This window comes from Geomonas ferrireducens (assembly GCF_004917065.1).
Taxonomy (GTDB): Bacteria; Desulfobacterota; Desulfuromonadia; order Geobacterales; family Geobacteraceae; genus Geomonas; species Geomonas ferrireducens.
Genome location: NZ_SSYA01000001.1, coordinates 313,451 through 325,187, shown reverse-complemented (window position 1 = coordinate 325,187; position 11,737 = coordinate 313,451). Strand labels below are relative to the sequence as shown.

Below are 11,737 nucleotides of genomic sequence, written 5' to 3'. Positions count from 1 at the left end.
GGGCCGCTACTGCGGCCCCTTTTCCGTGGAGGTGCTCCTTGTCCAGACGCTGTTTCCTCATCGTAAATCCCACCTCTGGGACCTTTTCGCAGCAAAAGGTCGACCTGATCATGGCCGGGCTCAAGGGGCGCGGGCTCGACCCGCAGCTCATGCCGACGCAAAGCGCCGCCGACCCGGCCCTCTTCGCCTCCCGCATCTGTGCCGAGGAGAGCGAACCGCTCATCGTGGTGGCAGGGGGGGACGGCACCATCAACGGCGTCCTGAACGGGCTCGTCCCGGGGACGGCGACCCTCGGCGTGATCCCGCTCGGCACCTCGAACGTGCTCGCGCGCGAACTCGACATCTCCTCCATCGACGACGCCCTCGATCGCCTGGGTCGCGGCGAGTCGCGCCCCATCTCCGTGGGAGAAGTGGAGCGCGACGGCGAAAAGAGGCGGTTCGTGCTCATGGCGGGCGCCGGTTTCGACGGCGCCGTGGTACGCGACGTGCGCCTCTCCGAGAAACGCGCCGTCGGCAAGGGGGCCTACCTCCTCTCCGCCCTGCGCAACTTGAGAGACTGGGACGCCTCGCAGCTCACCGTCACAGGGGGAGGGAAAAGCGTCACCTGCCACGGCGTCATCGTCTGCAACGCCGCCAAGTACGGCGGGGACTTTCTCCTCGCCCCCGAGGCGGACCTCTTCACCCCCGGCTTCCAGGTGCTCTGCATCAGCGGGGGGCGTCTCGCCTACCTCGGGCTCGCCATGGGGCTTTTAAACGGCACGGCCGTCTACAGCCGGAACGTCACCTCTTTCAGCGCGGCGCAGCTCGAACTCTCCGGGGCGAAGGCGGTACAGTTGGACGGCGATTATGTCTGCCCGACACCGCTTACCATCCGGACCATTCCCGAACTCGTGCGCCTCGTGGTCTGATAACTGTTGTCACCTTGACAAACCCGCCATGATATTGATTAATGAACGGGTGGCCGGCTGCACCGGTTTCCCGCTGATATGACTGACCGGGAGGAATAGGCGTGAGTACCAAAGCGAAGATCATGCTGGTTGACGACACGAAGCTGATCCTGGAGCTGGAGAAGAGCTTCCTAAAGTGTTCCCACGTGGAGGTCGTCACGGCCGGCAACGGCCTGGAAGCGCTCGAGTTGATCCGCAAGGATCCCCCCGACCTGGTCTTCATGGACTTCAACATGCCGGTCATGGACGGCATCTCCTGCTGTGCCCTTCTTAAGGCCGATCCCTTCCTCTGCGGCATCCCCGTCGTCATGCTGACCACCGCGGGCAACGAGCAGGACCGGGCGCGCGCCGCCCAAGCCGGTTGCGACGACTTCCTCACCAAGCCGGTCGACCGCCGCCTCTTCCTGGATATGGCCCACAAGTACACCGCCGGCGTCGAGCGACGCGAGCAGAGGGTGCCCTGCCAGGTCCCGCTCCTTTTCCTCCTGGACGGCGCCCCGGTCGGCGCCCACGCCCTCGACATCGGCGACGGCGGACTCTTCGTGGCGAGCCGAGAAACTGTGCTTTTGCATCAGAAACTGCGCCTCGCCTTCTACCTGGAGACGGAGAAGCTCCCCCTCTTCGAGGTGCAGGGACGGGTGGCATGGGTGAACGAGGAGGGGAGCCGGGTGCACAAGGGGCTTCCTGCGGGGTTCGGCGTGGAACTGCTCGAACTGGAGCCGTGGCAGGCCGACGAGCTGAAGGGATTTGTTGAGGGGATGCGCTAGGGTAGGGCAGCGAGGGTGAGCCTTAGCCAGAGCCTGGTGAGGAGCTCCGCACCCAGGTCCCCTGCGCGGTTGGCGATGAGCCGCGCCACGAAGCGGTCGTAAAGAAGCAGAAACCTTCCCCCCTTGCCCGCCTCTACGTCACCGGTCACAACGTCCATGAAAAGGGCGATCTGCCAGGCGTTCCCCCTCACGTAGGCACCCGTCTCGCGCCACAGGCGGCGCCTCTCTTCACGCGGCAGCGCGCGGATCGCCTCGGCGAGCGGCGCGAGAAACGGTCTGAGCCTGAGCTTCCCCGTCGCATCCTGGCTTCGGTAACTTTTCTGCAGGTCGTGGATCAGCGGCAGATGTCCGGTGTGGGCGAGGTTCATCAGGACCGCGTTCAGCGATTGGCGGGGGAGGAGCCCCTCGGCTAAGAAGCGGCGCGGCGAGGTGCTGATGCGGGGCGGCAAGAGAAGCCAGCGCCCCATCTTTCGCACGCGCTCGGCGAAAAAGGTGTCTTCCATGAGCGGCAGGCCAGCGTCGAAGGGACCCGCCTCCTCGAAGAAGACGCGGCCGATAAGAAAACCCTGGTCGCCGTGGGTGCATCCCGGGCGGTCCAGGGTCGCTTTTTGTCCGTAGAAACGGTATGGGAGCGGGGTCGCTCCGGCAAAGTCGAAGCTGAGGGCGAAGCGGCCGGCCACCCGCGCCGCTCCCGTTGCAGCTATCGCATCGAGCCCCTTGCGCAGGGCGAGCGGGTCCTCGAAGTAAGAATCGATGTGCAGGAAGAGGAACGTCGTTCCCCTTGCCGCGAGGGCGCCGCGGTTCAACTGTCCCGCGCGCCCCTTCTCCCCTTCGATCACCCTGACCGGAAAGGGGAGCTTGCTAGATAACCGTTCCGCCTCATCCCTGCCCAGGTCGCTGGAGGCGCCGTCCGAAAGGATCACCTCCAGGTGTACCCCCTGCTGCCGGGAGAGCGCCGTGAGGAAGGGAACCACGTTCCCCGCCTCATTGTAAAACGGCACGATGATCGACAGCTCGGGGCATGGCTCAAAGGACAAGGGTGTCCGCCTTTTGCACCAGGTTCGGCAGGTCCGGCTTGGTAAGGATGTCGCTCGCGCCCAGGTTGCGCCATTTCATCTTGTTGTCCTCGCTGGCAAGCGAAGAGAAGATGACCACGGGCAGATACTCAAGGTCCGCCTCCTTGCGGATCAGCGCCGTCAGGTGCAGACCGTCCATGCGGGGCATCTCGATGTCCGTGATGACGAGGCTCAGCTGGTTGCCGTAGGGCTCCCCGCTCGCCTTGCATTTCTCGCGTACCGCCTGCACGTGCTCCCACGCCTCCTCGCCGTTTTCCGCTTCCACCACCCGGTAACCCGCCTCCCTGAGTGAACCGCACATGGTTCTCCTGATGAAAGCCGAGTCGTCGGCGACCAGGATGGTCTTCGTGCCGCGGTTCGCGGTCGAATGCGCGAGCATCAGGTCCTCTCCCGGCGCGGCGAGCGCCATGGTCGAGGAGAGCTCCCCTATGATCTTTTCGAAGTCGAGGATCAGGATGATGCGGTCCTCCATCTTGACGACGCCGGTTATGTTCGCGTCGTGGATCGCCTTTACCGGGGGCTCCACGTTTTCCCACGAGATGCGGTAGATACGGGAGACCGAATGCACCTGGATCCCCACTACGATCCGGTTGAACTCAAGGACGATGACCCGGTCCGCCGGGATCCCCTCGGTATTCTTGTTGAGCGCGCGGGAGAGGTCGATCAGGGTGATCACCTGGTCGCGCAGCTTGATCATGCCGCTTACCGAGGCGTTCGCGTTTACCACCTTGCGGATCTCCGGGAGGCGGATGATCTCGCGTACCTTCGCCACGTTGACGCCGAAGTAGCAGGGAACGACGTTCCCCTTGGCGTCCATTTCATCGATCCTGAACTCGACTATTTCCAGCTCGTTGGTGCCGCTTTCCAGAAGTATCTTGCTGTTCGGTTCCATACGCCCCCCGCTTATTTCGTGCCGCTTTTCCTGATTACATCGGCAGCACGCGCCAAAGCATGAGGCAAATCTGCACTATCCGCTCGGCAATCCCCGCGCGAGACGTTGGGCCTTCCGTTGTCAATCGTCAATCATCAATTGTCAATTGCCTCTGCGCACATCGACGCGGTTGTCGTAGAAGGTGCTCCCCCCACCCTGATCGGTGAGGCGCTGCGAGGTGAGTGCGTTCACCGAACGGCTTCCCGGCGCGAAGGCGAGCCAGAAGACACCCTCGGCGACCACGACCCCGGACGGCACCTTCGGCGTCACCTCAAGTGTGAAGGTGACCTCCCCGAGCTCGTTCCATGCGACGACCTGCTCCCCGTCGGCGAGCCCCTTGCCTGTCGCGTCCTGAGGGTTCATCTTGAGGCGCATCCCCCCCTGCTTCTCGCGCAACCCCTCCTGCTCGTAGAAGCTTGCGTTCAGCGCGTACGGCGTCGGTGCGGTCATGAGCCGGAAGGGGAGCTTCCCCGCTTCCTCGTGCGTCGGCAGGTAGCGCGGCAGCTTCTCCTCTAACTGGTCGTTCAGGATCTCGATCCTCCCGGACGGGGTGAGGAACCCGTCCTTCCGCGCGGCGAGGGTCACCGGGCGCCCCTGGGCGAGCGCCTCTGCGTCGATCCCCTCCCTGAGCGGTCTCGGGACGGCGAGGAGCCGGTCGATCATCTCGTCGGCGCTCAGGGTGAAGATCTCGTCGGTGAAGCCCATACCCTTCGCGAGCAGGGAGAACACCTCCCAGTTCGACTTGCTTTCCCCCACCGGGGCGACCGCCGCCTGCGCCCGCTGGATGCAGTAGGTGCCGTAGGAGCGGTAGATGTCGCTGTGCTCGAGCGACGAGGTCGCCGGGAGGACGATGTCGGCGTAGCGCGCCGTGTCGGTCATGAAGCGCTCGTGCACCACGGTGAAGAGGTCCTCGCGGGAGAGCCCCTTAAGCACCTGGTTCTGGTCCGGCGTGACGGCGGCCGGGTTCGAGTGGTACACGTAGAGCCCCATGATGCGGGGAGCGTCGAGCTCGTTCAGGGCGTGCCCGAGCCGGTTCATGTTGACTAGTCGCGTCGTCCCAGGGATCAGGTCCTCGCGGGTCAGGAGCTCCATCGGGAAGGCGGCACCGGTGGAGGTGTCCGGGAAGCATCCGCCCCCCTCCTTGCCGTAGGCCCCGACGAGTGCGGGGAGGCAGCAGACGCAGCGCACCGTCATGGCACCGTTGCCGTAGCGCGAAAGGGCGCTCCCGAGCCTTATGAAGGGGGCTTTCGCTTTCGAGTAGCGTTGCGCCATGGCGACGATCTCTTCGGCGGGGAGCCCGGTGAGTGCCGCAGCGCGCTCCGGGGTGAAATCGGGAAGTACCTGGGCCGCGAGCTCCTCGAAACCGAGCACGTGCTCCGCGATGAAGGAGGCGTCGGTGAGCCCGTCGCGGGCGATCACGTGCATCATGCCGAGGGCGAGCGCCCCGTCGCTTCCGGGGCGGACCAGGAAGGTGCGGTCGGCGGCCGAGGCGGTGGGGGTCTCGTAGGTGTCGATGAGCCAGACCTCGCCGCCGTTTCGGCGCACTTCGCCCGCCTGGTTCAGGAAGTGGATGCTGGTCGCCGCGGCGTTGATCCCCCAGAGGATGAGGAGATCGCTCTTGCCCGCGCTCTCCGGCGGCGGCGTCGCCGTCTGTCCCATGACCGCCTTCCATCCCTCCCCCTTCGCGGGAGAGCAGATGGTGCGGTCGAGGCGGGAGGCCCCCATGCGGTGGAAGAAGGGGTGCCCGGAGTTTCGCTGCACGATCCCCATGGTCCCGGCGTAGGAGTAGGGGAGGATCGCCTCCGCCCCGTGCTCCGCGATGATCCCTTGCCAGCGCGCGGTCACCTCCGCGATCGCCTCTTCCCAGGAGATGGGGGCGAAGCTGCCGCTTCCCTTCGCGCCGGTGCGTTTGAGCGGCGTGGTGAGCCTGAGCGGCGAGTGGACCGTCTTTTCGTAGTGGCGCATCTTCGGGCAGAGGGTGCCGCGGCTGAAGGGATGTTCCGGGTCCCCCTGCACCGCGACCGCGCGGCCGTTTTCCACCTGCACCAGCATGCCGCAGGTGTCAGGACAGTCGAAGGGGCAGACCGATCTCTTGGTGACAACGCTCATCTCTTTTCTCCTGGGGGTGAAACGGCTTCGGAAACTGGCTGTTCCTTTTTATGTTTTTTGCGGCTGCAGATCAACACAAAAGCTGTTCATGTGCATCACTCGGGGCCTAGCTCCGTAGGTATCGGTCCCCTTCTGTCTCCGCGAACTTGGATGGTTGGATGGTTGTGGCAACTATGGTCAACGTGCCATGAAGCGCAGCATGGGGCCTAACGTTCCCCCTTCGCCAAGGCTACGGGGGACCGGGGGGATTTGCCTTGAGTCAGTTCTAAGAGAGGGATAAAGCGGGTGCGCGCCCCGGTAAACCGGGGACGCGCAGAGTGGGAAGGGTTACTTCTTGTGACATTTTGCGCAGTTGCCGGCCGGTTTGAATGCCTTCTTGCCGTTGTGGCACTCGCCGCAGTACTTGCCCGCGTTGATGTCCGCCATCTTCATATGGGCGGCACCCTTCTTCATCTTGAAGATCTTGCTGTGGCACTCGTTGCACTTGAGCCCCTTGCCGGCATGGTCGTCACCCTTGAAGGTCACTTTCCCCATCGCCGTGTTCCACTCCACGCTCTTGCCCGCCGGTACTGCCATCGCCTGTGCCGCCGCCATGACAACCACCAGGGCTGCCGCCATCATCGTTATCTTTTTCATAGTTCTCCCTTCGTTCATTAGTAAAAAAAGCCTTTAAGTTGATAACACACAGCACTGCGATGTCAAGACGGCCACTGTTCCCGATAGGTTGCAAACGCAAGGTGTGGCCGGTTGTCCTCTTGCATTTTGGCGTAGTTGCAGTTTAATGTGATGGACTACTTTTTTTCTTATTAAAAAGGGTGATCATGAACGACGAATACGCCGAATACCGGGACGCGCTCGCGTCCGGCATGCGCATCGAGATCGGCATCCCGCTCTCCGGCGGAGGCGTTTTCCGGGACTGGGGCGTCATCAGCGAGTCCGGCGGGGACATGCTCCTCGTGCAGATCTCCCGCGATGTTCTGCCGTCCAACGTGCGGGTCGACATCGGTTTCATCCTCGACGTTTGCGTCTGGCGCGGCAAGGACAGCTATACCTGTAACGGCATCGTCACCGACAAGCTTGGCGCGAGGGTGCTGCAGATCCGGCTCTTCGGCAGCTTCACCCTGCGCGAGCGGCGCCAGTTTTTCAGGACCGATATGGCGCTCAGGGTGCGCTATGACATCGCAGACGAGTCGAGCCGCAAGGAAGTGGAGCGGGACTGGGAGGTGCGCAAGGAACGGGAGCAGATGAAGTTCCAGGGGTACGACGAATTCGTCATCGCCGCCCACATGGCGCGCTTCGCGCCGGCGAAGCCCATCAACTGGTGCGACCTGCTCCGGGCCCAGCTGAACCTGGGAGGCGGGGGAATCTGCCTGCGCATGCCGGTGACGGCGCGTCCCGACCAGCTTTTGAACCTGGAACTGCACCTCCCCCTCGATCCGCCCCGGCTCGTGCATGCCGTGGGACAGGTGGTCCACGTGAAGCCCCCCATGACCCTGCGCGACGGCTCCTCCCGCTACGACGTCGGCATGCAGTTCCTCTTTCTGGACGAGCGCGATCGCGACCTCATCTTCAAGCAGATCTCCTCCGTCCAGATCGCCCATATGCGCAAGGTCGCCGACAAACGGGAGATGGACGAAATCCCCGATACACCGCGCGCCCCACTCAGCAGGCGCCAGATCATTGCCCGGTGCGGCTGGACGCTTCTTTTCCTCATCCTCATCTGGGCCGCGGCCCGCTACCTCATCGCCTACAGCAAGGCTCCCTCCGATAACCAGATCGAGAAGACCTACGAACAGTCGATCCGGAAGTACCGCCACCTCGACAACCCCTGAAACCTCCGGTACCGTATTGCCTTGGGGCGGAAAGTCTATTATGATGCCCCCCTTTGCCAACTGCCGTTCAACGAGGGGATCAGCATGACCAACATGATCAGCGCCGAAGGGCGCAAGAGACTTCAGGAACGTTACGATTTCCTCTGGGAGACCGAGCGCCCGCGCATGGTGAAGAACATGGCGGACGCGGCCGCCGAGGGGGACCGCTCCGAGAACGCGGAATACATCTACTCGAAGAAAAGGCTGCGCGAGATCGACCGCGAGCTCAGGCACCTGGGGGACCGTCTCAAGGTGCTGAAGGTGGTCTACCCCCCTTTGAACCCCACCTTGGTCAGCTTCGGCTGCTGGGTGACCTACGAGGACGAGGAGGGGGAGGAGCGCAGCTACCAGCTCGTGGGACCGGACGAGTTCGACGTGAGCCTGGGAAAGATCAGTGTGGATTCCCCCGTGGGTAAGGCGCTGCTCGGCAAGAAGGTCGACGACGAGGTGCTGATCAGGCGCCCGGCCGGAGACCTCACCGTGACGATAACCGCCATCGCCTCGAAAAGGCCGCAGTAGTCCGCGACGCGGCGCTCCCTGATGCGGAGCGCCGCTGCTTTTCCCCCCTTGGTTTTCCCTTTCCTTTCTTTCCTTGCCATCCACCGCGACGCACCGGCACCCCGGCGGCTGCCGTGACCGTTTTTCTCCCACACAGTTCCGTAAAGGCTCAAGAAGAGGGGCCCCGCGCCGAAGAGTGAAAATATCGACCGATCTTTCTTTTGGCCGAAACATTGCAAAATGAAGCGGTGTAAACCGGGCATGGAACCCGCGGCGCCGGTGCGGTCTGTAACCGGCCGATATCACGTGGCGCGGTGCGGTGCGACGGTCCGCAAAGCCGGTCGGAATTTTGACACTCAAGCCGCGTCCGGCGCCTAATTTGACATGGAGGTCTTCAGATATGTTGCGAGTGGTGTTGTTGTTAACCGTGGTGCTCATGGCAGGCTGCGCCTCGCGGGTCCCCGTCGCGGTCAACCATCCGCTGACCACCCAGAAAAAGGCCAAGGCCGCCCATCACTGGGATGTCCTCGCCGACGACATCGCGCGCCAGACCCAGGCCGCCGTCTCCCGCCCCGGAAGCGCTCTGAAGGACCAGGAGCTCTACATCCAGCCCGGTGGGAAGACCGCCTTCGACCATGCCTTCAGAAACTTCCTCATCACCCGGCTCGTGAACCGGGGCGTCGCGGTCACCTCCGACACGGCCAAGGGGAAAGGGGTGAGCTACGAGACCCAGCTGGTGCGGCACGAAAGCAGCCGGTATACCCACGTCCCCGGAACCCTGACCGCGCTCACCGCCGGGATCTGGGTGGTTCGGGACATCGCCGGAGACGCCTCCTCGGCCATTCCCGCCACCATAGGGATCGCCGGGCTTGCCGACTACGCCCTCGGGCTCTACGCGGGGGAGGCCACGCATACCGAGCTGGTGGTCACCACGACCATCATGGACCAGTCCAGGTACTTCTTCCGGAAGACGGATATCTACTACATCGAGGACGATGACGTGGACCTGTTCGCCGAGGTTTCCGAGGGACCGCTCAAGCAACTGGGGGTGGTGGGACGATGACAAGACTCTTTCTCTTTTGCTTGGCGCTTCTTTGCGCCGGTTGCGCCCTCTTCCAGACACGCGTGGAAGACTTCACCGATCCCATCGTGCGCTCCAATTACCGGGCCGTCGACCGGATGCTGCAGGCGCCCGCCGTGGGCCAGACGCTCAACAAGCGCAGGCCGATCGTGGTCGCCTCGCTGGTGAACATAGACGACCTGAACAGCTCCCGCCTCGGCAGGATGCTTTCCGAACAGCTCGCCACCCGCCTGACCCAGAACGGCTACCAGGTGGTGGAACTCAAGATGCGCGACAGCATCTTCGTCAAGCAGTCGCAGGGGGAGCTGCTCCTCTCCCGCGAGATCAAGGACATCACCCTGACGCACCAGGCCCAGGCGGTCCTCGTCGGGACCTACGCGATCGCCAACGGGCGGGTTTACATCACGGTGAAGTTGGTGGGGATGAAGGACAACACGGCCATCGCCGCCGAGGACTACGTCCTGCCGATGGACAGCAACGTGAGGTCCCTCCTCTGGGTCACCTCGAATCGATAGTCGGTACAACTCAAAAAGAAACGGAGAAACTATGCGAAGTGCTGGAATGCGCATGGCCCTGTCGGGGGTGATCACCCTGCTGGCGGTATCGACCGCCGCTGCCGACAGCGCCTATTTTTCGGTCAAAGGGGGGGCGTTTCTGCCCAGCGGCAAGGAGCGCGGCACCACCAACAGTCTGAAGAGTTTCGACACCGGGTACGCGGCGGAGGTCGCCTTCGGCTACCGTCCCGAGTCGTACGCGGCGCTCGAGCTCGGCACCGGGGTCTACAGCGCATCGGGTACGGTGACCGACGCCGTGGCCCGCAGCGAGAAGACCCTCTACGGCGTCCCGATCACCCTCACCGCCAAGGCGATCCTCGAGCTGGAAAAGCTGGAGCTCTTCGCCGGCGCCGGTGCCGGGTACTACTTCACCTTCATCGACCAGAAGCTCTCCTTCGCCAACGGCGGCATCGCGCCGGTGGACGAGAGCAGCCACGGCAGCGCCCTGGGCTACCACTTGGTGGCGGGGGGGGATCTGAAGCTCAGCGAGAACTTCCGGCTCGGGGCAGATTTCAAATGGTTCTCGGTGAAACCGGACCTTGAGCTCACCGATGCCCAGAACGTGAAGAAAAGCTCGAGCTGGGACCTCGGCGGGACCACGGTGAGTCTGGGCTTCAAGTACCTGTACTGAGCGGAAGCCGGATCGGATAAAAAAGAAGAGGGGATGCGCCTTGGCGCATCCCCTCTTTGCGTTTTACTGGGCCTTTTCCCGGGAGTGGCGCTAGTGGAGCAGCGGCACCACCAACAGCGGGAGCTCGAAGTCGCTCGTCCCGTCAAAGCCGGTCACCCTGCTGTACGGAACGGTGAAGCTGGAGGCGACCGGGATCACGCCGGGCTCGGCCACGTAGGTGACGGCGGCGAACTCTCCCACCGCGAAGCCGGGTGAGCTAACGATGGCGAGGATCAGGGTGTCCGGTGCGGTGTAGTTGATCCCCGGCGCGGCCGCCTGTCCAGCGACCCCGTAGAGCGAGACGAGCGCTTCGCCGTCGCTTCCCGTCTTCAGCGTCACGCCCGCGGGAAGCTTGAGCGTCATCTGGATCGAGGTGACCGGCGCCGAGGCGGTCCCCGTCGTGGCGAGGTAGAGGGTGCCGGTGTAGTACCCGACCGCGGCGATCCCCGCCGAGATGGTGGTCACCCCGGTCCGGTTGTGGGTGCCGTCGGCGAGAAAAGCGCCTGCCGCCGTCTCGAAGTTGGCGACCGTCGCGGCGGAGAGCCGGCCGTTCAGGGTGAGGTCAGCGGCAAAGGAGTTGAGGACGGCCGCGAGCGAGGAGGCCGCCGAGAGCTTGGAGAGGGCGGCGAGCGCGATGGTGTAGTCCCGCTGCTGCTGCGTCGCGCCGCTCATCGCGATCACGGTCGGCGCCACCGGGCGGGTGGCGAGGATGTCGAACGGGAAGAGGTTCGAGAGCAGGGCGTTCGCCGAGGTGATGGCGGTCTCGGTGAGGACGCTGCCGCTTCCGGCCGCCAAGGCCTTCCTGGTGGCGAGCTCGGTGAGCGGGGTGACGCTCACCTGCACCGTGTCGCCCGCGGTGGCGATCACCGCTACGGCGCGCAGCGGCGCCGAGGTGCCGATGGCGAGCGTCGCGCCGGTCGCTTCGTCGGTGTAGCTGCCGGTGGCCTCGATCATGACGATCCCCTTGTAGGAGCCGAGGTTCGCCGTGTAGTAGCCGGTGCTGTCGGTTAAGGCACTGCTGAGGAAGACCTTGGTTGCCGTGTCCCCGTTCGCACCCGGGGCGTAAAGCTTCACCTCTCCATGGAGGGGCCCCTTGGAGACCACGCCGGACACGGTGGTATGGGGAGGGCCGCTCGGGCCTGTCCCGGAGGTGCTTCCCCCTCCGCCGCATCCTGCGATGAGGGCGAAGAGGGTGAAGATTTTGGCAAGTAGGAGAGTTGTACGCATGTCCGT

Annotated in this window: 12 protein-coding genes; 7 read left to right on the top strand and 5 right to left on the bottom strand. The window is 64.1% G+C overall.

Features of this window, described 5'->3' with window-relative positions:
- Positions 1 to 38 precede the first annotated feature (38 nt).
- Together E8L22_RS01495 and E8L22_RS01490 are read left to right on the top strand one after the other, a co-directional pair.
- Positions 39 to 908 (top strand): diacylglycerol/lipid kinase family protein, encoded by an 870-nt coding sequence (locus E8L22_RS01495; protein WP_136523523.1) that lies wholly within the window; start codon positions 39 to 41, stop codon positions 906 to 908.
- Between the two features lie 101 nt (positions 909 to 1,009).
- Positions 1,010 to 1,714, top strand: coding sequence for a response regulator (locus E8L22_RS01490; protein WP_246044505.1), 705 nt, complete (start codon positions 1,010 to 1,012; stop codon positions 1,712 to 1,714).
- On the opposite strand, the gene E8L22_RS01485 is transcribed toward E8L22_RS01490, so the two are convergent.
- The 4 genes from E8L22_RS01485 to E8L22_RS01470 form a co-directional block, all read right to left on the bottom strand.
- Entirely contained in the window at positions 1,711 to 2,751 is a 1,041-nt protein-coding gene (locus E8L22_RS01485; RefSeq protein WP_136523522.1) for a TIGR04283 family arsenosugar biosynthesis glycosyltransferase, read from the bottom strand. The two genes, E8L22_RS01490 and E8L22_RS01485, sit on opposite strands and share 4 nt — an antisense overlap.
- Positions 2,741 to 3,682, bottom strand: coding sequence for a chemotaxis protein CheV (locus E8L22_RS01480; protein WP_136523521.1), 942 nt, complete (start codon positions 3,680 to 3,682; stop codon positions 2,741 to 2,743). Before E8L22_RS01480 ends, E8L22_RS01485 begins: the two co-directional genes overlap by 11 nt.
- A gap of 141 nt (positions 3,683 to 3,823) precedes the next feature.
- Positions 3,824 to 5,830 (bottom strand): molybdopterin oxidoreductase family protein, encoded by a 2,007-nt coding sequence (locus tag E8L22_RS01475; RefSeq protein ID WP_136523520.1) that lies wholly within the window; start codon positions 5,828 to 5,830, stop codon positions 3,824 to 3,826.
- A 327-nt stretch (positions 5,831 to 6,157) separates the two neighbouring features.
- Complete coding sequence (locus tag E8L22_RS01470; RefSeq protein ID WP_136523519.1) at positions 6,158 to 6,466, bottom strand: cytochrome c3 family protein; 309 nt, start codon at positions 6,464 to 6,466, stop codon at positions 6,158 to 6,160.
- 185 nt (positions 6,467 to 6,651) lie between these two features.
- Between E8L22_RS01470 and E8L22_RS01465 the strand changes: the two genes are divergently transcribed.
- The 5 genes from E8L22_RS01465 to E8L22_RS01445 all read left to right on the top strand — a co-directional run bounded on the left by E8L22_RS01465 (position 6,652) and on the right by E8L22_RS01445 (position 10,465).
- A complete protein-coding gene (locus tag E8L22_RS01465) occupies positions 6,652 to 7,662 on the top strand; it encodes a PilZ-like domain-containing protein (protein ID WP_136523518.1) in 1,011 nt (336 codons plus the stop codon).
- A gap of 84 nt (positions 7,663 to 7,746) precedes the next feature.
- On the top strand, positions 7,747 to 8,220 hold the full coding sequence (locus E8L22_RS01460; RefSeq protein ID WP_136523517.1) for a GreA/GreB family elongation factor: 474 nt from the start codon (positions 7,747 to 7,749) through the stop codon (positions 8,218 to 8,220).
- Between the two features lie 379 nt (positions 8,221 to 8,599).
- The gene (locus E8L22_RS01455) at positions 8,600 to 9,262 is read left to right on the top strand and encodes a hypothetical protein (protein WP_136523516.1); all 663 of its coding nucleotides are present in this window, start codon (positions 8,600 to 8,602) and stop codon (positions 9,260 to 9,262) included.
- Positions 9,259 to 9,795 (top strand): FlgO family outer membrane protein, encoded by a 537-nt coding sequence (locus E8L22_RS01450; protein WP_136523515.1) that lies wholly within the window; start codon positions 9,259 to 9,261, stop codon positions 9,793 to 9,795. The genes E8L22_RS01455 and E8L22_RS01450 overlap by 4 nt, the downstream gene beginning before the upstream one ends.
- 31 nt (positions 9,796 to 9,826) lie before the next feature.
- Positions 9,827 to 10,465 (top strand): outer membrane beta-barrel protein, encoded by a 639-nt coding sequence (locus E8L22_RS01445; protein ID WP_136523514.1) that lies wholly within the window; start codon positions 9,827 to 9,829, stop codon positions 10,463 to 10,465.
- A 90-nt stretch (positions 10,466 to 10,555) separates the two neighbouring features.
- On the opposite strand, the gene E8L22_RS01440 is transcribed toward E8L22_RS01445, so the two are convergent.
- Positions 10,556 to 11,731: a hypothetical protein gene (locus E8L22_RS01440; RefSeq protein ID WP_136523513.1), complete on the bottom strand. Its 1,176-nt coding sequence runs from the start codon at positions 11,729 to 11,731 to the stop codon at positions 10,556 to 10,558.
- Between the last annotated feature and the right edge of the window lie 6 nt (positions 11,732 to 11,737).